This window comes from Streptomyces sp. NPDC015532 (assembly GCF_043078065.1).
Taxonomy (GTDB): domain Bacteria; phylum Actinomycetota; class Actinomycetes; order Streptomycetales; family Streptomycetaceae; genus Streptomyces.
The window spans coordinates 84,143-108,795 of sequence record NZ_JBIBSY010000001.1; the positions used below are offsets into that span (position 1 = coordinate 84,143).

Sequence of the window (24,653 nt, forward strand, 5' to 3'; positions counted from 1 at the left end):
GTCAGTCCTCCCACTCCTCCGCCAGCCCGAACGCCGTGAAGACCGTCGGGAGTTGGAAGACCACCGTGTGGCTCACCGCGCCGTGGGTCGCTGTGAAGACCTGGAGGGTGTGCAGGCGGTAGGTGTCGTCGCCGGGGGCGCGGACGTAGGCCGCCAGTGCGGGCTGGCCGTTCGCGGTGGTGGGGCGCAGGCGCCAGTCCGTGCCGCGCATCGCGAAGACGCGGGCGATGAAGGCGACGTAGGCGTCCGGGCCGACGTACCAGTTGAGCACCGGGGGCATCTCCAGGACGACGTCCTGGGTGAGCAGGGCGCGCAGGGCGTCGAGGTCGGCGTCCTCGAAGGCGCGCAGATAACGGTCGATCACCGCGCGCTGCTCATGGTCCGGTGGCTCCGTCACCTCCTCCTCGGTCAGACCGGCCTCGCCGAGTCGTGCGCGGGCCCGTTGCAGCGCGCTGTTCACGGAGGCCGTCGACGTGCCGAGGGCCTCGGCCACCTCGGCCGCCGGCCAGGCCAGTACGTCGCGCAGGATGAGGACGGCCCGCTGGCGCGGCGGCAGCAACTGCATCGCGGCGATCAGCGCGAGGCGCAGACTGCCCCGGGCGGCGACCACACCCGCGGGATCCCCGGCCGCGGCCCCGGCGCCGAACACCGGCCCGGTCGCGCCCCGGTCCGGGAACGGTTCGAGCCACGGCACCTCCGCCCCCAGGGTCATCGGCGCCCCCGGATCCTCCAGCGCGCCCACCAGACCCGACGGCAGCGGTCTGCGCGTGCGGCCGCGCAGCGCGGTGAGGCATCGGTTGGTGGCGATGCGGTACAGCCAGGTGCGCAGGGACGCGAGGCCGGCGTCGTAACGGTCGTACGCGAGCCAGGCCCGGAGCATCGTCTCCTGCACCAGGTCCTCGGCCTCGTGCACCGAACCGAGCATCCGGTAGCAGTGGGTCAGCAGCTCGCGGCGGTAGGGCGCCGTCCGCTTCTCGAAGTCGTCGCGCCGGTCACCCCCGTCGTCCCCGTCGAAGGGCTCGTCGTCCCCGTCGTCCCCCTCGAAGGGCCGGTCACCCCCGTCGTCCCCGTCGAAGGGCTCGTCGTGCCCGTCGAGGCGCCCGTCGTCCCGCGTCTCCATGGTCTGCTCCTCGGCTGCGTCGGCGGTCCGCTCCTCGGGGCTCGCTTCGCCGAGTCCCGTCCGTCACCGGTACCTACCTCCGGACCCGCCCGGACTCATCGCCGCGGCACCGATGACTTCCGGGTGCCGTCGAGGTACATACCGGCGCCGAACCCGTTCGAGGAGAAGGAACCATCATGACCAGCACCGACGACGTCCAGGACATCCGCCGCGTCCTCGCCCGTCTCTACTCCGCCTGGGCCGACTACGACGCCGACGCCTTCGCCGCCCTCTACACCGAGGACGCGACCGTCGTGATGCCCGGCGTCTTCAACGACGGGCGGGAGGAGATCCGCTCCTACATCGCGGCCGCGTTCGAGGGACCGCTGAAGGGATCCCGGCCGCTCGACGAACCCCGGCGGATCCGCTTCCCGCGCCCCGGCACCGCCGTCGTGGTCAGCGAGGCCGGAATTCTCCTGGCCGGGGAGAGCGAGGTGCCCGCCGGCCGGCAGCACCGGGCGACCTGGGTGCTCGTCCGCGACCCCGCCGACGCGACCTGGGCCATCACCTCGTACCACAACGCGGCCGTCTGACAGGCCCGGACGAGCGCCCCGTACGCCCTCCCGCCCTGCGGCGAGCACGCCGGACGGACCCGCCCGGCGGGCGAGCGCGCCGGACGGACCTCACCCCGTCCCGGGCCCGTCCTCACCGCCGGGTCCGGGACCGGGTGAGAGCAACGTTCCCTTCAGGTCACTCACAGCCACAGGGCGGAAACGAGCCCTCCCTACCTTCGGGAAACAGCAGGCCAGTAAGCCCGGAGAACCAATGGAGGCGTGACATGACTGCCCCAGACACGAGTACGGCCCCCGCGCGGGGCGGTCGCTGGATCGAGGAGTGGGATCCGGAGGACGAGGTCTTCTGGGCGGAGAAGGGCGAGAAGGTCGCCCGGCGCAACCTGCTCTTCTCCGTGCTGTCCGAGCACATCGGGTTCTCCGTCTGGACCATGTGGTCGGTGCTGGTCCTGTTCATGGGACCCGAGTACGGACTCACCCCGGCCGACAAGTTCCTGCTCACCTCGATGGTGACGCTGGTCGGCGCGGTGGTGCGGGTTCCCTACACCTTCGCCGTCGCCCTCTTCGGCGGCCGGAACTGGACGATCGTGTCCGCGACCCTGCTGCTCGTACCGACCGTCGCCGCGTTCGTCGTGATGAAGCCGGGCACCTCGTTCGACACGTTCCTCGTGGTGGGCCTGCTGGCCGGTGTCGGCGGCGGCAACTTCGCCTCCAGCATGACCAACATCAACGCCTTCTTCCCGCTGCGGAGGAAAGGCTGGGCGCTCGGCCTCAACGCGGGCGGCGGCAACATCGGCGTCCCCGTCATCCAGCTCGTGGCCCTCGCCATCATCGGGGCGAGCGGCGGCCCCCGGCTGCTCCTCGGGATCTACATCCCGCTCATCGTCGTGGCCGCCGTCCTCGCCGGCCTCTTCATGGACAACATCGCCTCCGTGAAGAACGACACCGGCGCCGCCCTGGACGCCGCGAAGGACGCGCACACCTGGATCATGTCGTTCCTCTACATCGGCACCTTCGGGTCGTTCATCGGCTACGCCTTCGCGTTCGGACAGGTGCTCCAGGTCCAGTTCGGGCGTACGCCGCTCCAGGCCGCCTACCTCACCTTCATCGGCCCGCTGCTCGGTTCGCTGATCCGGCCCGTCGGCGGCCGGCTCGCCGACCGCTACGGCGGCGCCAGGATCACGCTCTGGAACTTCGTCGCCATGGCCGCGGCGACCGGGGTCCTGGTCTTCGCCAGCAGTGAGGGGTCGCTGCCGCTCTTCGTCTCGGTCTTCGTGGTGCTCTTCGTGCTCAGCGGGCTCGGCAACGGGTCGACGTACAAGATGATCCCCGGCATCTTCCAGCGGAAGGCCCTGGACGCCGGGCTCGAAGGGGAGGAGGCCGCCCGCCACGGACGGCGCCTGTCCGGCGCGGCCATGGGGCTCATCGGTGCCGTGGGCGCGCTCGGCGGTGTCGGCATCAACCTCGCCTTCCGCCAGTCGTTCCTCGACTCAGGCTCCGGCACCGGCGCCTTCGTCACGTTCCTCGCCTTCTACGCGGCGGCCTTCGCGGTCACCTGGGCCGTATACCTTCGCCGGCCGGCCGCCCCGGCCCGGGCGAGCGCCACCGCCGAGGCGAAGGCCCAGCTCAGCTACGCCGAGGTGTGACGTAACACGCCCGACATCACCTTGATCCGAGCCTGTCACGGTCCGTTGACAGGCTCGGATCCGCCACGACGTACGACAAGCACAGACCCGTACGACGACTCGACGAGCGCGAGACGAGACCGCATGCACGACGAACAGCAGCGACCCGAGCACGGTCCACTCTCCGGATTCACCGTGGGGGTGACCGCCGCGCGCCGGGCAGACGAACTGGGCGCGCTGCTCCAGCGGCGCGGGGCCACCGTCGTGCACGCGCCGGCCCTGCGGATCGTGCCCCTCGCCGACGACGGCGAACTGCTCACCGCGACGAAGGAGTTGGTCGACAACGCGCCGGACGTGGTGGTGGCCACCACCGCCATCGGATTCCGCGGCTGGGTCGAGGCCGCCGACGGCTGGGGCATGGGCGAGGAACTGCTGGAGCGGCTGCGGAGCGTGGAACTGCTCGCCCGGGGACCCAAGGTCAAGGGCGCGGTCCGGGCCCAGGGGCTGACCGAGGAGTGGTCGCCGTCCTCCGAGTCGATGGCCGAGGTGCTCGACCGGCTGCTCGAAGAAGGGGTGGACGGCCGCCGTATCGCCGTACAGCTGCACGGCGAACCGCTGCCCGGATTCGTCGAGTCGCTGCGCGCCGCCGGTGCCGAGGTCGTCCTCGTGCCCGTCTACCGGTGGATGCCGCCGGAGGACATCGGCCCGGTCGACCGGCTGCTCGACGCGGCCCTCACCCGCGGCGTGGACGCGCTCACCTTCACCAGCGCCCCCGCCGCGGCCTCCCTGCTGTCCAGGGCCGAGGAGCGGGGCCTGAGCGCGGAGTTCCTCGCCGCGCTGCACCACGACGTCCTGCCCGCCTGCGTCGGCCCGGTCACCGCGCTGCCGTTGCAGGCCCTCGGCGTCGACACCGTCCAGCCCGAACGCTTCCGGCTCGGCCCCCTCGTACAGCTCTTGTGCCAGGAACTGCCCGGCCGGGCACGGGTGTTGCCCATCGCCGGGCACCAGGTGGAGATCCGGGGGCACGCCGTGCTGGTGGACCGCTCGCTGCGGCCCGTCCCGCCCGCCGGGATGTCGCTGCTGCGAGCCCTCGCGCGGCGCCCCGGCTGGGTGGTGGCGCGGGCCGAACTGCTGCGCGCGCTGCCGGGATCGGGCCGCGACGAGCACGCCGTGGAGACCGCGATGGCCCGGCTGCGTACGGCACTCGGCGCGCCCAAGCTGATCCAGACGGTCGTCAAGCGGGGCTACCGGCTCGCGCTCGACCCGGCGGCCGACGCCAAGTACGCCGACGCCTGAGGCCGCCGGCGCAGCAGCAGGGCGCGGGCGAGGCAGGCGAGCGCCAGCGTCGACAGCAGCGCCCGTACGACGTTCCACGCCACCCACGGGTCCTCGAACCGGTCGCGCACAGCGGCCGGATCGGCGATGCGCCCGGGGGCGCCCGCGTTCGCGAGACCGTTGTTGAGCGGGACGTTGACGGCCACGGTGACCACGAACGCGAGCGTGTACGCGGCGAGCGCGGCCAGCACCCACCACCTCTCCGGCGCGCCGCGCGACTGCCGGGCGGCGACCGCCGTCAGCACCGGCGCGCCCAGGAAACCCAGGAAGAAGACGGGGTTCTGGATGACCTCGTCGATGTTCTGCATGACCTCGATGAAGACGCGGTCGTCGCTGCGTGCCAGCGCCGGCATCACCGCGCAGGCGAAGACGTAGAAGGTTCCGGCGACCAGGCCCGTCGCCACCGTGGCCGCACCCAGTACACCCGCGGCGGCGTCACGCCGCTCCGTGCTGTTGTCCGTCATGTCCCTCAGTCAACCGGCGGTCCGGAGCGGGTGACATGGCCGAGGAGCGCGGCCGCATAAGCGGGCGTCCACGCCGCGCCGCGGACCCCGTCCGGTGCCCGTCGGGTACGCATCCGGTACGGGACCGGTGCCGAGTCTTCCGGCGGGGCGCCGGGGGAGGCACTGTAGGGGTACCACGGCAGGTGACCCCAAGGCGGTGACAGGCGCATGGCATCGGGCATGGCCACAGCCTCGTACGAGCTGCGGTTCGACTCCGGGCGGATCTGCCTGGACCTGACGGCGACCACCCATCCCGACGAACGCCTCGATTCGGCCGCCCGGTTGAGCGCCTGGGTCGTCGCCTCCGGGCTGGTACCCGTCGGCACCGCGCTGGCCGCCGTGGACGCCTCATGGCTGCTCGGCTTCCAGGAACTGCGCGGACATATCACCCAGTTGGTGCGCGGCGAGCTGGACGGGCGGCCCGCGGACAGCGCGCTCGCCCGCGTCAACGCCGTTGCCCTCGCGGCCCCGCCCGCGCCCTGGGCCGTCCGCGCCGCCGATGGCTCGCTGCGCCGGGCGCTGCACGCCCCGCCCCGCTGCGGTGAACTCCTTTCCCTGGTGGCCCGGGACGCCCTCGACCTGCTCACCGACCCGAACGCCCGCGCGAGTCTGAGACAGTGTGCGGGTGACAACTGCCCGATCGTCTATCTGGACACCTCGCGCGGCCGACGCCGCCGTTGGTGCTCCAGCGAGGTGTGCGGCAATCGGGAGCGAGTGGCCCGGCACCGGCGCCGCGCGGCTCTGGCGCGCGCCTGATCACACCCGTCCGTGATGTACCAGTGACGTGAGGTGATCGGTATGCATTCTTTTCGCTGTCTACACATCTTCACCAGAAAAAATCCTGAACACTTTGAACACTCGCGTACCGGCACACGTACCCGGTGATGAGCGACCGACTGGGGGAACCCCCGGACACCGGAGGTAGGCGTGCGCAAGGATTCAGCCGTGGCTGATGAACACAGGCCAAGGGCCCGACATCGCATGTCTCAGCAGTCCTCGTCGACCGAACCCGACGAGGAGCTGATGCGTGCGTTGTACCGGGAACACGCGGGGCCCCTGCTGGCCTACGTGCTGCGCCTGGTGGCCGGAGACCGGCAGCGCGCCGAGGACGTCGTGCAGGAAACGCTCATCCGTGCCTGGAAGAACGCCGGCCAGCTCAATCGAGCGACCGGTTCGGTACGCCCCTGGCTGGTGACGGTCGCCCGACGCATCGTCATCGACGGCCACCGCAGTCGGCAGGCCCGGCCGCAGGAGGTCGACCCGTCGCCGCTGGAGGTCATCCCCGCGGAGGACGAGATCGACAAGGCGTTGTGGCTGATGACACTGTCGGACGCGCTGGACGACCTGACCCCTGCTCACAGGGAAGTATTGGTCGAAACATACTTCAAAGGGCGTACCGTCAATGAGGCGGCCGAAACGCTCGGCATTCCCAGCGGCACTGTGCGCTCACGGGTTTTCTACGCCCTGCGGTCGATGAAGCTTGCGCTGGAGGAGCGGGGGGTGACGGCATGAACACGTACGGGGGTTACGGAACAGGTGGTCCGGGAGCCATGCAAGGTCCACGAGGACAGCAAGGGTCCGGGGACAACATTCACGAGACTGTCGGCGCCTACGCGCTCGGCATCCTCGACGACGTCGAGGCGACGGCCTTCGAGGAGCATCTCGCCTCCTGCGAGTGGTGCGCCCAGCAGCTCGACGAGCTCGCCGGGATGGAACCGATGCTCGCGGCACTCGCCGACCTGCCCGCCTCGCAGGGCAGCCCGGCCATCGCGGAGTCCCTCTCGGCCCGCCCGAGCCCACGGCTCGCGGAGCGGCTGGTGGACGAGGTCTCGGCACGCCGCGCCCAGAAGCGCAGGCGCGGCATGTACCTGGTGGCGGCCGCGGCCGCGCTGATCATCGGCGGTCCGCTGACCGTCATGGCGGTCAACGGCGGCAGCGACACCGGAACGAACATGCCGCAGGCGCACGCGACCAGCCCGGCCAAGGCCGCCTTCCAGGACATGACCGACAAGTCGTCGGCCACGGACCCGAAGACCAAGGTCAACGCCGTCGTCGCGATCGAGCCGAAGGACTGGGGCACCCACGCGGTCCTCCAGCTCAAGAACGTCACGGGCCCGGAGAAGTGCTCCCTGATCGCCGTCGGCAAGAACGGCGAGCGCGAGACGGTGACCTCCTGGTCGGTCCCGGAGTGGGGCTACGGCACTCCCAACGCCAAGACCGAGGAGGCCAAGCAGCCCCTCTACGTCCATGGCGGCGCGGCCTTCGAGCCGAACCAGATCGACCACTTCGAGGTCATGACCTTCAGTGGGAAGCGTCTCGTCGAGGTGAAGGCGTGAGCGGACTCCGGGCGCGGACGTAGCCCGGCGGGCCTCCCTTCGCGTACGGTTGACGGCTGCCCAGCACGTCAGAAGGGGGCGCCCGGTGGCCGCTCAGGCTCAGCAGGAAACCGCGCTCGGCTCGGTCCGCACATCCGTGCCGGACGAATCCGTCAAGGACGACTCCGTACGGGACCGTGAGGTCGCTGTCGAACAGGAACATCTGGACCGGGTCTACCGGCGCCTCGAGGAGAAGATCCACGAGGCCGAGTTCCTCATGCACGACGCCGCCCAGCGCGGTCACGTCGGCACACCGGGGGCGCTCGCCGAGCGAGACGCCCAGGTGTTCCGCGCGGGAATCCACCTCAACCGTCTCAACAACGAGTTCGAGGACTTTCTCTTCGGCCGGATCGACCTGCTCCGCGGGAAGGACGGCGTGAAGGGGCCCGACGGTGCCTACACCGCCGTGGAACCCGCCGACGGCGCGGTCCGCGAGGACAACACCGCCGACATCGCGGAGACGCTCCACATCGGCCGTATCGGCGTCCTGGACGCCGAGTACGCGCCGCTGGTGATCGACTGGCGGGCGCCCGCCGCGGCCCCGTTCTACCGCTCCACCCCGGTCGACCCCGGCCGGGTCGTACGCCGCCGGGTCATCCGCTCCAAGGGCCGCAGGGTCCTCGGGGTCGAGGACGACCTGATGCGCCCGCAGGTGAAGGCCTCCCTCGACGGCCAGGAGCTGCCCGTCATCGGCGACGGCGCGCTCATGGCCGCCCTCGGGCAGGCCCGCAGCCACACCATGCGCGACATCGTGGCGTCCATCCAGGCCGAGCAGGACATGGTGATCCGCGCGCCCGCCGCGTCCGTGACCTATGTCGAGGGCGGCCCCGGCACCGGCAAGACCGCGGTGGCCCTGCACCGGGCCGCCTATCTCCTCTACCAGGACCGCCGCCGGTACGCGGGCGGCATCCTGATCGTCTCCCCGACCCCGCTGCTCGTCGCCTACACCGAGGGCGTGCTGCCCTCGCTCGGCGAGGAGGGGCAGGTCGCGATCCGCGCGATCGGCTCGCTCGTGGACGGCGTGGGCGCCACGCTGTACGACTCCCCGGCGGTGGCCCGGGCCAAGGGCTCGTACCGGATGCTGCGGGTGCTGCGGAAGGCGGCGCGCGGGGCGCTGGAGGCCCCGGCGGGCGCGTCCGGCCGGGGCGGCGGCCAGCTGGCCTTCGGTGAGCCGGAGGCGGCTCCCGCGGGAGCTCCCACCCGGCTGCGGGTGGTCGCCTTCGGGCGCCGGCTGGAGCTGGAGTCCGCCGAGCTGGACCGGATCAAGCACAACGCGCTCGGCGGGACCGCGCCGGTCAACCTGCTGCGCCCACGCGCCCGCAGACTGCTGCTGGACGCCCTGTGGGCGAAGTCGGGCGCCGGGACCCGGCACGCGGACCCGGAGCTCTCCGCCGAGCTGCGGTCCTCGTTCGACGAGGACGTCACCTCCGAGGACAGCTTCCTGGCGTTCCTGGACGCCTGGTGGCCGGAGCTGACCCCGCGCGGGGTGCTGGCCGCCATGGCCGACGAACGGCGCCTCGGGCGCTGGGCGCGTCGGATCCTCAACCCCGGTGAGGTCCGCCGGGTGGCCCGCTCGCTCAAGCGGGACGGGTTCTCCGTGCACGACGTGGCGATGCTCGACGAGCTGGAGGCCATCGTCGGCGCGCCCGTCCGCCCCAAGAAGCGGCGCGACGTGGACCCGCTGGCCCACCTCACGGGTCTCGAGGAGCTCATGCCCCACCGCGAGGAGACGCAGCGCGAACGCGCCGAGCGCCTCGCGCTGGAGCGGACCGAGTACGCGCACGTCATCGTCGACGAGGCGCAGGACCTCACGCCCATGCAGTGGCGGATGGTCGGCCGGCGCGGCCGCCACGCCACCTGGACGGTCGTGGGCGACCCGGCGCAGTCCTCGTGGTCCGACCCGGACGAGGCGGCGGAGGCCCGTGACGAGGCGCTCGGCACCCGCCCCCGGCGCCGCTTCACCCTCACCGTCAACTACCGCAACCCGGCGGAGATCGCCGAGCTGGCCGCCAAGGTCCTCGCCCTCGCCATGCCGGGTTCGGAGTCGCCGTCCGCCGTACGGTCCACGGGCGTCGAGCCCCGGTTCGCCGTCGTACGGGACTCCCTCGCGCAGACCGTGCGCGCCGAGGCCGCCCATCTCCTCGACCGGGTCGACGGCACCGTGGGCGTCGTCGTCGCCATGAACCGGCGCGAGGAGGCCGCCCGCTGGCTCGCCGGGCTCGGGGACCGCGTGGTGGCCCTGGGAAGCCTGGAGGCCAAGGGCCTGGAGTACGACGCGACGGTGGTCGTCTCGCCCGCGGAGATCGCCGACGAGTCGCCCGCCGGACTGCGTGTGCTGTACGTCGCCCTGACCCGGGCCACGCAGCAGCTCACCGTCGTCTCCAGCGACCGCGACGAACCCGACGCGGACGGGATCCCCGACCTCCTGCGGGACTGACGCGCTCCGCGTCACCCGCCCGGAGCACGGGCTGTCCGCCACCGTGGGCCCCGTGTCCCGTCCCGGCCGAAAAGAACTCCCGGGACGGGAATTGCTCTATGGGAATCCTTTGTTACCTTTGACGTGACACCGGCCCGATCCAAGCCCCCGGGCCCAACCTTCGTCGCTACGAGCGACCACTTGCCGCGAGGCGAGCATGGCGGGTCGGTGTCATTGACCGTCGTCCTTCACCGAAGGACCTGAAGAGGCCCACGTCACCCTGTGACGTGGGCCTCTTTCGTCCCCGGGCCCGTCGGCGCAGGGCGGACCCCTCTCTCGTAGAGTGGAATCAGCTTTCCGGGAAACGGGCCTCCGGTGAACAAAACGTCCGCAATCCGGGGCGACTACCGCGTACTCAGGGGTAGGTGCGACGATCGGACGGCACAAGCAGTGACTCGGTGAAAGCAGAGGAAGTCGGCCATGGCAACGGCGCCCAGCGTCTCCTACTCGATGACGGTCCGGCTGGAGGTGCCCGCGAGCGGAACCGCGGTCTCCCAGCTCACCACGGCCGTGGAGTCCAGCGGAGGCTCGGTGACCGGCCTCGACGTGACCGCGTCCGGCCACGAGAAGCTCCGGATCGACGTCACCATCGCGGCGAGCTCCACCTCGCACGCCGACGAGATCGTCGAGCAGCTCCGGCAGATCGAGGGCGTGACCCTCGGCAAGGTCTCCGACCGTACGTTCCTCATGCACCTCGGCGGCAAGATCGAGATGCAGTCCAAGCACCCGATCCGCAACCGTGACGACCTCTCCATGATCTACACCCCGGGTGTGGCCCGGGTGTGCATGGCGATCGCCGAGAACCCCGAGGACGCCCGCCGCCTCACCATCAAGCGCAATTCCGTTGCGGTCGTGACGGACGGCTCCGCGGTGCTGGGCCTCGGCAACATCGGCCCGATGGCCGCGCTGCCCGTCATGGAGGGCAAGGCGGCCCTCTTCAAGCGGTTCGCCGGCATCGACGCCTGGCCGCTGTGCCTGGACACTCAGGACACCGACGCGATCGTCGAGATCGTCAAGGCGATCGCCCCCGGCTTCGCGGGCATCAACCTGGAGGACATCTCCGCGCCGCGCTGCTTCGAGATCGAGGCCCGGCTGCGCGAGGCCCTCGACATCCCCGTCTTCCACGACGACCAGCACGGCACGGCCATCGTCGTCCTCGCCGCCCTGACCAACGCACTTCGCGTCGCGGGCAAGGCGATCGGCGACATCCGGGTCGTCATGTCGGGTGCGGGAGCTGCCGGTACGGCCATCCTCAAGTTGCTGATCGCCGCCGGTGTGAAGCACGCCGTCGTCGCCGACATCCACGGTGTCGTGCACGCGGACCGCGCGGACCTCGTCGACGCCGCCGCGGACTCGCCGCTGCGCTGGATCGCCGACAACACCAACCTCGAAGGCCTCACGGGCACGTTGAAGGAGGCTGTGCGCGACGCCGACGTGTTCATCGGTGTCTCGGCCCCGAACGTGATCGACGGCGCCGACGTGGCCTCGATGGCGGAGAACTCCATCGTGTTCGCGCTCGCGAACCCCGACCCCGAGGTCGACCCGGCAATCGCCCGCCAGACGGCGGCAGTTGTGGCCACCGGCCGCTCCGACTTCCCCAACCAGATCAACAACGTGCTGGTGTTCCCGGGTGTCTTCCGCGGCCTCCTGGACGCCCAGTCGCGTACCGTCAACACGGACATGATGCTGGCCGCCGCGGCCGCGCTCGCGAGCGTGGTGACGGAGGACGAGCTCAACGCGAACTACATCATCCCCAGCGTCTTCAACGACAAGGTCGCGGGCGCGGTCGCCGGAGCGGTGCGTGACGCGGCGAAGGCGGCGGGGGCCGCGGTCGCGGCCAACGCGAGCGCGTAGTACGGGTCGAACCGGGCCCCGTTCCCGTGTCCTGCACGGAGATGTCCCGTCTGTGACGGGCGCCACGACCGCCCGGAACCCGGCGCGTCGCGGAACGCGGGGCCCGTGGCCGCCTCTAGGGTGGCGGCCAGGTTCAGGCCTCGCAGGGGCCTCTTCGTGTGACCCCCAAGGGTGTTCGTGTGACTCCCAGGGGTGCCGGATTGGCTTTCCCGCCGCAGGTGGGGGCAGGATGCGTATTCGGGCGCGACGGTCTGGCCACGGACCCGGGTCCGGGAGCCGACCGAGGACCCTGGCAGCATCGGCTTCACTGTGCCCGATATGCGGCTCCGCCGCCTGGCACGCCTCAACAGCAAGAAGAACACGGGAGTAACAACATGAACCGCAGTGAGCTGGTGGCCGCGCTGGCCGACCGCGCCGAGGTGACCCGCAAGGACGCCGACGCCGTTCTGGCCGCTTTCGCCGAGACCGTCGGCGAGATCGTCGCCAAGGGCGACGAGAAGGTGACCATCCCCGGCTTCCTGACCTTCGAGCGCACCCACCGTGCCGCTCGCACCGCGCGCAACCCGCAGACCGGCGACCCGATCCAGATCCCGGCCGGCTTCAGCGTGAAGGTCTCCGCGGGCAGCAAGCTCAAGGAAGCCGCCAAGGGCAACTAGCCCCGGCGCCGGTACGTTTTCCTCGGACGCGGGACGCGGGACGCGTACAAGGCCGGTAACGCCCGATGGGGCGGCCCCTTTCAGGGGGCCGCCCCATCGTCGTAGGCGGATCACTCCGCCGCATGCTGTGCCTGCCCGGGGGATGACCCCCGGACCCCCAGCCGAACGGCGTTGCCCGGGCCGGGGCGAGAGGCTGGGTCAGCCGAGGGCCTTGCCGGGCAGTTCGACCTTCGCGCCCAGCTCGATCAGCTTCTCCATGAAGTTCTCGTAGCCGCGGTTGATGAGTTCGATGCCGTGGACGCGGGACGTGCCCTGCGCCGCCAGCGCCGCGATCAGGTACGAGAAGCCGCCGCGCAGGTCGGGGATGACCAGGTCGGCGCCCTGGAGCTTCGTCGGGCCCGAAACGACCGCGGAGTGCAGGAAGTTGCGCTGGCCGAAGCGGCAGCTGGAGCCGCCGAGGCACTCGCGGTAGAGCTGGATGTGCGCGCCCATCTGGTTCAGCGCGGACGTGAAGCCCAGCCGGGACTCGTACACCGTCTCGTGGATGATCGACAGGCCGGTGGCCTGCGTCAGGGCCACGACCAGGGGCTGCTGCCAGTCCGTCTGGAAGCCGGGGTGGACGTCCGTCTCCAGGGCGATGGACTTGAGCTGGCCGCCCGGGTGCCAGAAGCGGATGCCCTCGTCGTCGATCTCGAAGGCACCGCCCACCTTGCGGTAGGTGTTCAGGAACGTCATCATCGACCGCTGCTGGGCGCCGCGGACGTAGATGTTGCCCTCGGTCGCCAGCGCGGCGGAGGCCCAGGAGGCTGCCTCCAGGCGGTCCGGGAGGGCCGCGTGGGTGTAACCGCCGAGCGAGTCCACACCGGTGATGCGGATCGTCCGGTCGGTGTCCATCGCGATGATGGCGCCCATCTTCTGAAGGACGCAGATCAGGTCCTCGATCTCCGGCTCCACGGCCGCGTTCGAGAGCTCCGTGACCCCCTCCGCGAGGACCGCGGTCAGCAGCACCTGCTCGGTCGCGCCCACGGACGGGTACGGAAGCTGGATCTTGGTGCCGCGCAGCCGCTGCGGGGCCTCCAGGTACTGGCCGTCCTCCCGCTTCTCGATCTTCGCGCCGAACTGCCGCAGCACCTCGAAGTGGAAGTCGATCGGCCGGCCGCCGATGTCGCAGCCGCCGAGACCCGGGATGAACGCGTGGCCCAGCCGGTGCAGCAGCGGGCCGCAGAAGAGGATCGGGATGCGCGACGAGCCCGCGTGGGCGTCGATGTCGGCGACGTTCGCGCTCTCGACGTGCGAGGGATCGAGGATCAGCTCACCGGGCTCCTCACCCGGACGGACGGTCACACCATGCAACTGCAGCAGCCCGCGTACGACACGGACGTCGCGGATGTCGGGGACATTGCGCAGCCGGCTCGGCCCGCTGCCCAGCAGGGCGGCGACCATGGCCTTCGGTACGAGGTTCTTCGCACCGCGGACACGGATCTCGCCCTCAAGCGGGGTTCCGCCATGGACAAGCAGGACATCGTCGTTGACGGTCATGTATCTCGCGTTCCGATGAGTTGGGCAGGCGTGGTCGTCGGCAGGCCGGTCGTACGGGAGCCGAACAGCAAGGGTAATGGCCGCCCACCCCGGCGCAGTAAGCCCGAGGAGGACTCAGCTCGGTCATAGCTTGGCCACAACACGAGCCGTTCCGCCCCGGGCACACGGGGTCACCGTCGCACGCGTGCGCGGGCAGCGCTTCGTTGCGCCCTGAGCTGCATTCACTCCCGTACACGCATTGGCTCCCCACATGGAGGGAATGTGCGGGATCATGTCTGGCATGACCGAGGTGTCCTCGCTCACAGGGCGGCTGCTCGTGGCCACGCCCGCCCTGGCGGACCCGAACTTCGACCGTGCGGTGGTGCTGCTCCTCGACCACGACGAGGAGGGCTCCCTCGGTGTCGTCCTCAACCGCCCGACCCCGGTGGGTGTCGGCGACATCCTGGAGAACTGGGCCGGTCTGGCCGGGGAACCGGGCGTCGTCTTCCAGGGCGGCCCCGTCTCGCTGGACTCCGCGCTGGGGGTGGCGGTCATCCCGGGCGGCACGGCGGGGGAGCGCGCGCCCCTCGGCTGGCGGCGTGTGCACGGTGCGATCGGTCTGGTGGACCTGGAGGCCCCGCCCGAGCTTCTCGCCTCCGCCCTCGGCTCCCTGCGCATCTTCGCCGGGTACGCGGGCTGGGGACCGGGCCAGCTGGAGAACGAACTGGTCGACGGAGCCTGGTACGTCGTCGAGTCCGAGCCCGGTGACGTCTCCTCCCCGTCGCCGGAACGCCTGTGGCGCGAGGTCCTGCGCCGCCAGCGCAGCGATCTGGCGATGGTCGCGACGTATCCCGACGACCCCTCCCTCAACTGACCGGCGCACCGGCCCGCGAGCCGTGCGCCGAAGCGCCGCGACCCTTCCCTCAACTGATGGGTGCGAGCCCCAGTACCCTTGGCTCCATGAGCACTCTTGAGCCTGAGACCCAGCCCCAGCGAGGCACGGGGACGGGGACCCTCGTAGAGCCGACGCCGCAGGTGTCGCACGGTGACGGGGACCACGAGCGCTTCGCCCATTACGTCCAGAAGGACAAGATCATGGCGAGCGCGCTGGACGGCACGCCCGTGGTGGCGCTGTGCGGCAAGGTGTGGGTGCCGGGCCGCGACCCGAAGAAGTACCCCGTGTGTCCCATGTGCAAGGAGATCTTCGAGTCCATGGGCGCCGGCGGCGACCAGGGCAAGGGCGGCGACAAGAAGTAGCGCCGGGACTCCGCCCCCGGCGCGGTGCACGCCGCGCAGAACGACCACGGCCGCGACGCCCCTGGCGAGGGGTGCCGCGGCCGTGTCGTGTCCGGGGAGGGCGGGTTTTCGCGGCGCCCGTGATCACAGAGTGGTGTAGACCTCTTGTGGGCGGGTCCCGGAACTCCTTAGCCTCCGGAGTGTTGTGCGATGCGAAACCGTCATTGCGCGCACCGCAACACGCGCCGGAGGACGCCGATGAAGCCCAGTGCCCCCTCACCGTCGTGGCCGGGACCGTGACCACCTCCCCGTGGGGCGGCGCCGGTCGCGCTCGGGCGATCCGGCCGGGCGGGGTCCGCCGCGCTCCCACCCCGCGGACCGCGGCCTTCCCGCTGATCTTTCCCGCGTCCCGCCTCACGGCGTCGCGCGGCGGCGGGAATTCGCCCGTCGGTTCTCCGGACGCCTTCTCGGTCGGACCGTGCCGCGGTCGTCCCCGCGCTCGTCGGATTCTTTCCGGCGGCGGTGCGGGGATCATTCCGCCTCCGATTACGGGCCACCTCGCCGATCATGTTCCCGGCCGCCCGGACGATGCCCGCCGAGCCTCCGGCGAACCTCTCTTCCTCTTCCCGCGGGACCTCGGCCGGCCGAACACGGCGAGTTCGGGGACCCTGTCGTACGCGGCCCGCCCGGGGCCCTTCGCGACCCCGATGTCACGCGGTTTCACCGAGGCCGCCGCGGATGCGCGGAAGGTGACTGTGAACCCGGCGGAGCGCGCCGCACACGATTTCCCCGGCGGATGCCTTTCGCGCCCGCGTTCCCCCGCCTCACGGCCGCCGGGACGTTTTCCCGCGCACGCCGATGGCGAAGGGTTCGCGTTCCCCGGCCCCTTCTCCCGGGCGTCGTCGCGCGCGGTCCGCGCGGATGTCCTCGCCCGCGCGGCGCGAGCCCAAGAGCCCGACCGGACGGTATGGCGGCCGTCTCCGCGGTGACGGCCGTCGCCGTCTTCACGGTGAAGACCATTCACCGGCCGATCTTCTTCGTACGCGAACCCCAGAGACTCGTCTCCGGCCCCTGTGGCGGAAAAGGACTGAAGGACGGATGGACATGATGGATACGGGCCTGATTCCCGCTCCCCTCGTCGTCGACGGCGCCGCGCACGGGCGGTTCGCGCTGGACGCGGACACCGTCCTGTGGTCCGCGCCCGGCACGGACACCACCGCACGCTGGCTCGGCTCGACGCTCGGCGCCGCACTCGGACTGCCCCTGCGACCTGGGCCGCGGGACGCGACGCGGGCCGTACGCCTGCTCCTCGACGACACCCTGGGGCCGGAGGCCTACCGGCTCGCCGTCGGCGACGACGGTGTCGAGATCCGCGGCGGCGACGCGGCCGGGGTCTTCTGGGGCGCCCAGACACTGCGTCAACTGCTCGGCCCCGACGCTTTCCGCCGGGCCCCGGTCCATCCGCGGACGGCGTACGAAATCGAGCACGGCACCGTCGAGGACGCGCCCCGATTCCGCTGGCGCGGCCTGATGCTCGACGTCGCCCGGCACTTCATGCCCAAGGAAGGCGTCCTGCGCTACCTCGATCTGCTGGCCGCGCACAAACTCAACGTCTTCCACTTCCATCTCACCGACGATCAGGGATGGCGTGTTCAGATCAATCGCTACCCGAAGCTGACGGAGATCGGTTCCTGGCGGGCGCGCACCAAATTCGGCCACCGGGCCTCGCCGTTGTGGGAGGAGAAGCCGCACGGAGGCTTCTACACCCAGGACGACATCCGGGAGATCGTCGCGTACGCGGCCGAGCGGCATATCGCCGTCGTCCCCGAAATCGACATCCCCGGCCACTCGCAGGCGGCCATCGCCGCGTATCCGGAACTGGGCAACACCGACGTCATCGACACGACCTCCCTGACCGTCTGGGACACCTGGGGCGTCTCCAAAAACGTACTCGCCCCCACTGACAACACCCTGCGCTTCTACGAAGGGGTCTTCGAGGAACTCCTCGACCTGTTCCCGGCGGACCCCGCCCGCTTCCCGGAGTTCTCCGGTTTCTTCCACATCGGGGGCGACGAGTGCGCCAAGGACCAGTGGAAGGAGTCGGCCACGGCGCAGGCGCGCATCAAGGAACTCGGGCTCGCCGACGAGGACGCGTTGCAGGCCTGGTTCATCCGGCACTTCGACAACTGGCTGTCCGCGCGCGGACGTCGGCTGATCGGCTGGGACGAGATCCTGGAGGGCGGTCTCGCGCCGGGCGCCGCGGTGTCGTCGTGGCGCGGCTACCAGGGCGGCGTCACGGCCGCGCGCGCGGGTCACGACGTGGTCATGTGCCCCGAGCAGCACGTGTACCTGGACTACCGTCAGGCCGCGGGCGAGGACGAACCGGTGCCGATCGCCTACGTGCGCACCCTGGAGGACGTCTACCGCTTCGAGCCGGTTCCGCCGCAGCTCACCGAGGCGGAGGCGCGGCACGTCCTGGGCACGCAGGCCAACCTGTGGACCGAGGTGATGGAAGACCACACGCGCGTGGACTACCAGGCGTTCCCGAGGCTCGCCGCCTTCGCCGAGGTCGCCTGGAGCCGCCTGCCGGCCCCCGGGGAGCGGGACTTCGCCGGCTTCGAGCGGAGGATGAACGCCCACTACGGGCGGCTCGACGCCCTCGGCGTGGCCTACCGCGCGCCCTCGGGTCCGCGGCCCTGGCAGCGGCGGCCGGGGGTGCTCGGACGCCCGATCGAGGGGGCGCCCCCGAACGTGTGAGACCGCTCACGGTCGCCCGGCCCCGTCCGCGGTGCCCCGGAGCCTTTGCACCCCAAGGAAAAAAGGCCCCCAAGGGTCACCGAAGAGTGATAATCGGCTCCCACCGGTGATGCCGTGCGAAAACCGGCCACATCCCTGGTGAGGCGGGCGAATGCCTCCTAGCGGACCCCCGCGTCGAGGGCCCGGGAAGATGTGCCAGAGTTGCCACGTCCGCCCTGTCAGCACGTACCGTACGGCAGCACAGGTGGGACCAGGTGGGGCAGCGGGAAGGGGCAACCGGTTTGACCACGCACGCACCGCGGACGGCGCAGGCCGTGACGCTGCCCGTCTCGCTGGACGAGGCGGTGGCGGCGCTGTCCGCCATGCCCACGGCCGTTCCGGTCGCGGGCGGCACGGATCTGATGGCCGCGGTCAACTCCGGGCAGCTCAGACCGGCCGCGCTCGTCGGCCTCGGCCGGATCACCGAGATCCGCGGCTGGCAGTACCAGGACGGCCACGCGCTGCTCGGCGCGGGCCTCACGCACGCCCGCATGGGCCGCCCCGACTTCGCCGCCCTGATCCCGGCGCTGGCGGCCGCCGCGCGGGCGGCCGGACCGCCGCAGATCCGCAACGCGGGCACCCTCGGCGGAAACGTCGCCTCGGCCGCCCCCACGGGGGACGCGCTGCCCGTACTGGCCGCCCTGGAAGCCACGTTGATCATCGCGGGACCGGGCGGAGCCCGCCGCGAGATCCCCGTGTCGCACCTGCTCGCCGGCGTGGACATGCTCCGCGGCGGAGAACTCATCGGCTATGTGCGCGTGCCGCTGCTGCACGCCCCGCAGGTCTTCCTGAAGGCCACCGGCCGCACCGGACCCGGGCGGGCCATCGCCTCCGTGGCGGTCGTCCTCGACCCGGCCAGGCGCGGCGTCCGCTGCGCCGTCGGCGCCATAGCGCCGATGCCGCTGCGACCGCTGGACGCCGAGGCCTGGGTGGCCCAGCTCATCGACTGGGACAACAGCCGCGCGATCGTCCCGGAAGCGCTGACCGCGTTCGGCGAGTACGTGGCCGCGGCCTGCATCCCGGACCCCGTCCCCGCCGAGGACGGAACCCTCACCCCGCTTCCGCCCGCCGTACTGCACCTGCGGCGCACCGTCGCCGCGCTGGCCCGACGAGCACTTGGAAGGGCATTGTCGTGACCGACGACCAGCACGAAGAGGGCGCGTCGCGCGGCGGGGGCCGCTGGGACCCGCTGCCCCAGGGCGACTACGACGACGGGGCCACCGCCTTCGTCAAACTTCCCGAGGGGGGCATCGAGGCCCTCCTCGCCGCCCGGGAGCCGCTCGCCGCACCCGGACACGGCTACGTGCCCCCGCAGATCAGCGTGACACCCGCCCCGCCCGCGGCCGGGGACCCGGCCGACGGCGGAACCTGGGCCGGTCAGGGCGGTGACCCGCGATGGCCGGATCCCGACGCCGCGCAGCCGCGGGACGGCGCCCACGACGACCGGTTCGCCTACCACCCCGGGTCCACCGGGCAGTGGCAGTTCGACGACGGCGCGGGGCAGGGCCAGGCGCAGGGTCAGGCACAGGGCCCCGGACACGATGTGACCGGACAGTGGTCGATCCCGATGGCCGGAGGCGACCTCCCGGACGAATCGGGCGAGTTCACCACGTCGGCGCTCGTCGAGCAGTGGGGCGGCACCCCGCCCTCCACGCTCCCCGGCGGCGCGGCCGCGCCCTGGGCCGGCGACATCGGGCAGCCCTGGACCGCCGACGCGCGAGAAGCGGCCGCTGAGGCCCTCGCAGGGCCCGCGGGGCAATCAGGGGCCGAATCACCCGCGCAGGCCGCCCAGAGGCCCGCACAGGACGCCCACGAGGCCGCTGAGCCCGACGCCGGCCCCGGTCCGGTGACCGCGGGGACACACGGGGTGGCCGAGCCGGATCCGGCGCACGAGGCCATCGTGACGGGCGACGGAACGCCGGACGCGGACCTCCCGGCCCCGGCCGGACACGACGACCACCCCCTCGCCTCCTACGTCCTGCGGGTCAACGGCGCCGACCGGCCGGTCACCGACGCCTGGGTCGGCGAGTCGCTGCTCTACGTCCTGCGCGAGCGGCTCGGCCTCGCGGGCGCCAAGGACGGCTGCTCGCAGGGCGAGTGCGGCGCCTGCAACATCCAGGTGGACGGCCGGCTCGTGGCGTCCTGCCTGGTGCCCGGCGTCACCGCCGCCGGCAGCGAGGTGCGCACCGTCGAGGGCCTGGCCGCCGACGGACAGCCCTCCGACGTCCAGCGCGCGCTCGCCAAGTGCGGGGCCGTGCAGTGCGGCTTCTGCGTCCCCGGCATGGCGATGACCCTGCACGACCTGCTGGAGGGCAACCCCGCTCCGACCGAGCTGGAGACCCGCCAGGCGCTGTGCGGCAACCTGTGCCGCTGCTCCGGCTACCGCGGTGTCCTGGACGCCGTGCGCGAGGTCGTCGCCGAACGCGAGGCGCACTCCGTCGCCGCGGCCGAGGCCCCCGACGCGGACGCGGCCCGCATCCCGCACCAGGCCGGACCCGGCGCCGGCGGCGTCCACCCGTCCGCGTACGAGGACGGCGCCGCCTACGGTTCACCGGCACAGCACGAACAGCCGTACGGCCAGGACGGAGGCCAGGCGTGACCAACCAAGCCGCGACCGCGACACCGGTGGCGCCCGAGACGGGCCCCGAGCCCCTGCCGCACGGGCTGGGCGTCTCGCTGCCCGCCGCCGAGGACCGCGCCAAGACCGAGGGCACGTTCCCCTACGCCGCCGACCTGTGGGCCGAGGGCCTGCTGTGGGCCGCCGTGCTCCGCTCGCCGCACCCGCACGCCCGCATCCTGTCCATCGACACCAGCCACGCGCGCGAGATGCCCGGCGTACGCGCCGTCATCACCCACGAGGACGTGCCCGGCACCCCGCTGCACGGCCGCGGCAGAGCCGACCGTCCGGTGTTCGCCTCCGACGTCGTACGCCACCACGGTGAGCCCATCGCGGCCGTCGCCGCCGACCACCCGGACACCGCGCGGATGGCCGCCGCCGCCGTCATCGTCGAGTACGAGGTCCTCGAACCGGTCACCGACCCGGAGCACGCCTTCGAGGCCGAACCGCTGCACCCCGACGGCAACCTGATCCGGCACATCCCGCTGCGCCACGGCGACCCGGACGCCGTCGGCGAGGTCGTCGTCGAGGGCCAGTACCGCATCGGCCGCCAGGACCCCGCCCCCATCGGCGCCGAGGCCGGACTCGCCGTGCCCCGCCCCGACGGCGGCGTCGAGCTCTACATCGCCTCCACCGACCCGCACAGCGACCGCGACGCGGCCGCCGCCTGCTACGGCCTCGAACCCGCGCGCGTGAAGGTCGTCGTCACGGGCGTCCCCGGAGCCACCGCCGACCGTGAGGACCAGGGCTTCCAGCTCGCGCTCGGCCTGCTCGCCCTGGCGACCGGCTGCCCGGTGAAACTCACCGCCACGCGCGAGGAGTCCTTCCTCGGCCACTCCCACCGGCACCCGACCCTGCTGCGCTACCGGCACCACGCCGACGCCGAGGGCAATCTGGTCAAGGTCGAGGCGCAGATCCTGCTCGACGCCGGCGCCTACGCCGACACCTCCGGCGAGTCCCTGGCCGCCGCGGTCTCCTTCGCCTGCGGCCCCTACGTCGTCCCGAACGCCTTCATCGAGGGCTGGGCCGTCCGCACCAACAACCCGCCCTCGGGCCATGTGCGCGGCGAGGGCGCCCTCCAGGTCTGCGCCGCCTACGAGGCCCAGATGGACAAGCTGGCGAAGAAGCTCGGCATCGACCCCGCGGAACTGCGCCTGCGCAACGTCATGGCCACGGGCGACGTCCTGCCGACCGGCCAGACCGTGACCTGCCCGGCGCCCGTCGCCGAGCTGCTCCAGGCCGTACGCGACTACCCGCTGCCCGCGCTGCCCAAGGACACGCCCGAGGACGAGTGGCTGCTGCCCGGCGGCCCCGAGGGCGCCGGCGAACCCGGTGCCGTACGCCGCGGCGTCGGCTACGGACTCGGCATGGTGCACATGCTCGGCGCCGAGGGCGCCGACGAGGTCTCGACGGCCACCGTGAAGGTCCACGACGGCGTCGCCACCGTGCTCTGCGCGGCCGTGGAGACCGGCCAGGGCTTCACCACGCTGGCCCGCCAGATCGTCCAGGAGACCCTCGGCATCGACGAGGTGCACGTGGCCCCGGTCGACACCGACCAGCCGCCGGCCGGTCCGAGCTGCCGGGGCCGGCACACCTGGGTGTCCGGCGGAGCGGTGGAGCGCGCGGCCAAGATGGTCCGTACGCAGCTGCTCCAGCCCCTGGCGCACAAGTTCGGCATGTCCACCGAGCTGCTCCAGATCACCGACGGCAAGATCACCTCGTACGACGGGGTCCTGTCGACCACGGTCACCGAGGCGATGGACGGCAAGGAGCTGTGGGCGACCGCGCAGTGCCGCCCGCACCCGACCGAACCGCTGGACGAGGCCGGCCAGGGCGACGCCTTCGTGGGTCTCGCCTTCTGCGCCATCCGCGCGGTCGTCGACGTCGACATCGAGCTGGGCTCGGTACGGGTCGTGGAGCTGGCGCTCGCCCAGGACGTCGGCCGGATCCTCAACCCGGCACAGCTCAAGGCCCGCATCGAGGCGGGCGTCACCCAGGGCGTGGGCGCCGCGCTGACCGAGAACCTGCGGACCAACCGCGGCCTGGTCCGCCACCCCGACCTCACCGGCTACGCCCTGCCGACCGCGCTGGACGCGCCCGAGATCCGCATCGTCAAGCTGGTCGAGGAGCGCGACGTCGTCGCCCCCTTCGGCGCCAAGGCGGCCAGCGCGGTGCCGGTCGTGACCTCACCCGCGGCCATCGCCTCCGCCGTACGGGCGGCCACCGGCCGGCCGGTCAACCGTCTGCCGATCCGCCCGCAGGCGGCCGTGGTGACGGCCTCGTGACCGAGCGGGAGCGGCCGGCCGGCGAACCCTCGCCGGACGGCTCCGCCCCGCCGCCGCCCGGCGCCGAGGCCGGGCAGCCGCGGTACGAACCCCCGCCCAGCGTGGGGAAGCTGCTGTTCTGGGTGCTGCTGTTCGTGCTGGCGGCCCTGGTCGTCGTCCTGGGCGGCGTCTACCTCACCTGACGCCCGCCGCGGCATCACGCGGACGGTTCCGCATCCGCGCACGGCCGGTTCCGGCGCGTCCCTGGCGTTGTCAGTGGGGCGGCGTATCGTTCTGGCTCGATGGGGAACTGCCGTGGAACGACCGGCCGTTCCCTTCGGGGGAAGCACGGAGCGTTCACATGCGCGGGGGAGCCATGAGTACGACTGACACCGAGATCGGCGGCGCGATCACGCTGACCGGCGACGAGCTGGATCCGTTCGTCACCCACCCGGGCACCCGGGACCGGCTCACCGGTCCCGGACTGCCTCCCGGCGGCGCGCTGCTCGCCTTCGACGCCCTGCGCGAGCACGGTCTGCGCACGGTCGCCGACCTGGCGGGCGGCGCCGACCGGCTCGCCGAGGAACTGCGCGACCGGCTCGTCATCGGGGCGCTGCGCAGCCTCGACCGCGACCTGGAGCCGATCGTGCTCGACGGGACGACGGGCGAGGTGTCCTCGGCGTACGTCCGGCGGGACCCCGCCCACCTGGACCTCGCGCCCCTGGCCCCCTCCCTGGACGCCCTGCTGCGCTTCGCGGCGGCCACCGAGGAACTGACCCTGCCCCGCGGTCGTTCCGGCCCCTTCGGTCCGAAGGCGGTCGCCCAGGTGTCGCACCGGCTGAGCGCCGTCTTCGAGGGCTGCACCGGCGAGGACGTGCCGCCGTACTGGCGGATGGCCGCCCTGATCCGCCCGCTCGCCCGGATCGCCGGACCCGGTGACGGGCTCGTCCTCGGTCTGCCGAAGCGGCTGCTGGACGAGGAGTTCGGCGCGGGCGGGATCATGCGCTTCGAGGACGTCGACTTCCCGCCCGCCCTGACGCACGAGCCGACCCGCCGCTTCCTGCGGGAGTCGGGCCTGCCCGAGGACGGCTTGCTCTTCCAGCTCGACACCGAGATGCCGCTGCCGTCCCTCACCGAGTTCTACGCGGACGAGCGCCCCGAGGCGTTCGCCGCCGGCCTGCTCCCGGCCGCCGCCGACCGCCTGATACGCCTCGGCCGCCTCCTGGAGGACACGAGCCTGGTGGTGGACGGCGCCACGGGCGCCGTACTCGCCTGGAGCGAGCCGGACCTGACCCTGCGCCCGCTCAACGCGGACATCTCGACGCTGGCCTTCACCCTCTGGCTCGTCCACCGCGAGAAGACCGTGGAGGCGGCCCGCGGCCTCAGCGGCTCCTACGGCCAGCTCGCGGCCACCCTGACCGAGACCCTCGCCACCGTCGACCCCACCGCCTGCGACCGGACCCCGACCCTCCCGGGCGACGACGGCCGCCGCCACTGGCCGGAGATATTCGAGGACCGCTCGATCGGCATGCTCTACGCCTAGGGCCTGTCCTGGTGGTCCCGGCCGCCCGGCGAAGGGGCGGACACAGCAGATCGGCCGCCCCAACCGGGACGGCCGACCCCTGCGTGGAGGCCGTGGCGGGAATCGAACCCACGTAACTCGATTTGCAGTCGAGCCCCTGAACCACTCGGGCACACGGCCGTTCTCAGGTGCGGCACGGCTCACT

At 72.2% G+C, this 24,653-nt stretch carries 20 protein-coding genes and 1 tRNA gene; 17 read left to right on the forward strand and 4 right to left on the reverse strand.

Features of this window, described 5'->3' with window-relative positions:
• Window position 1 precedes the first annotated feature (1 nt).
• A complete protein-coding gene (locus tag ACF07B_RS00320) occupies window positions 2-1,120 on the reverse strand; it encodes a sigma-70 family RNA polymerase sigma factor (protein ID WP_392177227.1) in 1,119 nt (372 codons plus the stop codon).
• A 176-nt stretch (window positions 1,121-1,296) separates the two neighbouring features.
• Here ACF07B_RS00320 and ACF07B_RS00325 point away from each other — a divergent pair, with 176 nt between their 5' ends.
• From ACF07B_RS00325 to ACF07B_RS00335, 3 genes are all read left to right on the forward strand, one after another.
• The gene (locus tag ACF07B_RS00325; RefSeq protein WP_392177228.1) at window positions 1,297-1,692 is read left to right on the forward strand and encodes an SgcJ/EcaC family oxidoreductase; all 396 of its coding nucleotides are present in this window, start codon (window positions 1,297-1,299) and stop codon (window positions 1,690-1,692) included.
• A gap of 245 nt (window positions 1,693-1,937) precedes the next feature.
• The gene (locus tag ACF07B_RS00330; protein WP_392177229.1) at window positions 1,938-3,317 is read left to right on the forward strand and encodes a NarK family nitrate/nitrite MFS transporter; all 1,380 of its coding nucleotides are present in this window, start codon (window positions 1,938-1,940) and stop codon (window positions 3,315-3,317) included.
• A 123-nt stretch (window positions 3,318-3,440) separates the two neighbouring features.
• Entirely contained in the window at window positions 3,441-4,592 is a 1,152-nt protein-coding gene (locus tag ACF07B_RS00335; protein ID WP_369483966.1) for a uroporphyrinogen-III synthase, read from the forward strand.
• Here the strand turns inward: ACF07B_RS00335 and ACF07B_RS00340 are convergent.
• Window positions 4,541-5,095: a DUF1772 domain-containing protein gene (locus ACF07B_RS00340; RefSeq protein ID WP_392177230.1), complete on the reverse strand. Its 555-nt coding sequence runs from the start codon at window positions 5,093-5,095 to the stop codon at window positions 4,541-4,543. The two genes, ACF07B_RS00335 and ACF07B_RS00340, sit on opposite strands and share 52 nt — an antisense overlap.
• A 207-nt stretch (window positions 5,096-5,302) precedes the next feature.
• Here ACF07B_RS00340 and ACF07B_RS00345 point away from each other — a divergent pair, with 207 nt between their 5' ends.
• From ACF07B_RS00345 to ACF07B_RS00370, 6 genes are all read left to right on the forward strand, one after another.
• Entirely contained in the window at window positions 5,303-5,890 is a 588-nt protein-coding gene (locus ACF07B_RS00345; protein ID WP_392177231.1) for a CGNR zinc finger domain-containing protein, read from the forward strand.
• A 225-nt stretch (window positions 5,891-6,115) separates the two neighbouring features.
• Window positions 6,116-6,646 (forward strand): sigma-70 family RNA polymerase sigma factor, encoded by a 531-nt coding sequence (locus tag ACF07B_RS00350; RefSeq protein ID WP_037619265.1) that lies wholly within the window; start codon window positions 6,116-6,118, stop codon window positions 6,644-6,646.
• Window positions 6,647-6,684: 38 nt separating this feature from the next.
• Window positions 6,685-7,470: an anti-sigma factor family protein gene (locus tag ACF07B_RS00355; RefSeq protein ID WP_392177232.1), complete on the forward strand. Its 786-nt coding sequence runs from the start codon at window positions 6,685-6,687 to the stop codon at window positions 7,468-7,470.
• 85 nt (window positions 7,471-7,555) lie between these two features.
• Window positions 7,556-9,946, forward strand: a complete 2,391-nt coding sequence (locus ACF07B_RS00360) for a HelD family protein (RefSeq protein WP_392177233.1) — start codon at window positions 7,556-7,558, stop codon at window positions 9,944-9,946.
• A gap of 459 nt (window positions 9,947-10,405) precedes the next feature.
• Window positions 10,406-11,839 (forward strand): NAD-dependent malic enzyme, encoded by a 1,434-nt coding sequence (locus tag ACF07B_RS00365; protein WP_392177234.1) that lies wholly within the window; start codon window positions 10,406-10,408, stop codon window positions 11,837-11,839.
• 374 nt (window positions 11,840-12,213) lie between these two features.
• A complete protein-coding gene (locus ACF07B_RS00370) occupies window positions 12,214-12,495 on the forward strand; it encodes an HU family DNA-binding protein (RefSeq protein ID WP_037619258.1) in 282 nt (93 codons plus the stop codon).
• A 198-nt stretch (window positions 12,496-12,693) separates the two neighbouring features.
• On the opposite strand, the gene murA is transcribed toward ACF07B_RS00370, so the two are convergent.
• On the reverse strand, window positions 12,694-14,034 hold the full coding sequence (murA, locus tag ACF07B_RS00375) for a UDP-N-acetylglucosamine 1-carboxyvinyltransferase (RefSeq protein WP_369483972.1): 1,341 nt from the start codon (window positions 14,032-14,034) through the stop codon (window positions 12,694-12,696).
• Window positions 14,035-14,314: 280 nt separating this feature from the next.
• Between murA and ACF07B_RS00380 the strand changes: the two genes are divergently transcribed.
• From ACF07B_RS00380 to ACF07B_RS00415, 8 genes are all read left to right on the forward strand, one after another.
• Window positions 14,315-14,887: a YqgE/AlgH family protein gene (locus ACF07B_RS00380; protein ID WP_369483973.1), complete on the forward strand. Its 573-nt coding sequence runs from the start codon at window positions 14,315-14,317 to the stop codon at window positions 14,885-14,887.
• A gap of 86 nt (window positions 14,888-14,973) precedes the next feature.
• The gene (locus ACF07B_RS00385) at window positions 14,974-15,270 is read left to right on the forward strand and encodes a DUF3039 domain-containing protein (protein ID WP_103554931.1); all 297 of its coding nucleotides are present in this window, start codon (window positions 14,974-14,976) and stop codon (window positions 15,268-15,270) included.
• Between the two features lie 1,077 nt (window positions 15,271-16,347).
• Window positions 16,348-18,006: a beta-N-acetylhexosaminidase gene (locus tag ACF07B_RS00390; RefSeq protein WP_392177235.1), complete on the forward strand. Its 1,659-nt coding sequence runs from the start codon at window positions 16,348-16,350 to the stop codon at window positions 18,004-18,006.
• Between the two features lie 281 nt (window positions 18,007-18,287).
• Window positions 18,288-19,181 (forward strand): xanthine dehydrogenase family protein subunit M, encoded by an 894-nt coding sequence (locus ACF07B_RS00395; protein WP_369483975.1) that lies wholly within the window; start codon window positions 18,288-18,290, stop codon window positions 19,179-19,181.
• The gene (locus ACF07B_RS00400) at window positions 19,178-20,644 is read left to right on the forward strand and encodes a (2Fe-2S)-binding protein (RefSeq protein ID WP_392177236.1); all 1,467 of its coding nucleotides are present in this window, start codon (window positions 19,178-19,180) and stop codon (window positions 20,642-20,644) included. The genes ACF07B_RS00395 and ACF07B_RS00400 overlap by 4 nt, the downstream gene beginning before the upstream one ends.
• Window positions 20,641-22,947, forward strand: a complete 2,307-nt coding sequence (locus ACF07B_RS00405) for a molybdopterin cofactor-binding domain-containing protein (protein WP_362389660.1) — start codon at window positions 20,641-20,643, stop codon at window positions 22,945-22,947. The genes ACF07B_RS00400 and ACF07B_RS00405 overlap by 4 nt, the downstream gene beginning before the upstream one ends.
• A complete protein-coding gene (locus ACF07B_RS00410) occupies window positions 22,944-23,129 on the forward strand; it encodes a hypothetical protein (RefSeq protein ID WP_392177237.1) in 186 nt (61 codons plus the stop codon). The genes ACF07B_RS00405 and ACF07B_RS00410 overlap by 4 nt, the downstream gene beginning before the upstream one ends.
• Window positions 23,130-23,302: 173 nt before the next feature.
• A complete protein-coding gene (locus ACF07B_RS00415) occupies window positions 23,303-24,469 on the forward strand; it encodes an SUKH-4 family immunity protein (protein ID WP_392177238.1) in 1,167 nt (388 codons plus the stop codon).
• An 84-nt stretch (window positions 24,470-24,553) separates the two neighbouring features.
• On the opposite strand, the gene ACF07B_RS00420 is transcribed toward ACF07B_RS00415, so the two are convergent.
• A tRNA-Cys gene (locus tag ACF07B_RS00420) sits at window positions 24,554-24,628 on the reverse strand.
• Between the last annotated feature and the right edge of the window lie 25 nt (window positions 24,629-24,653).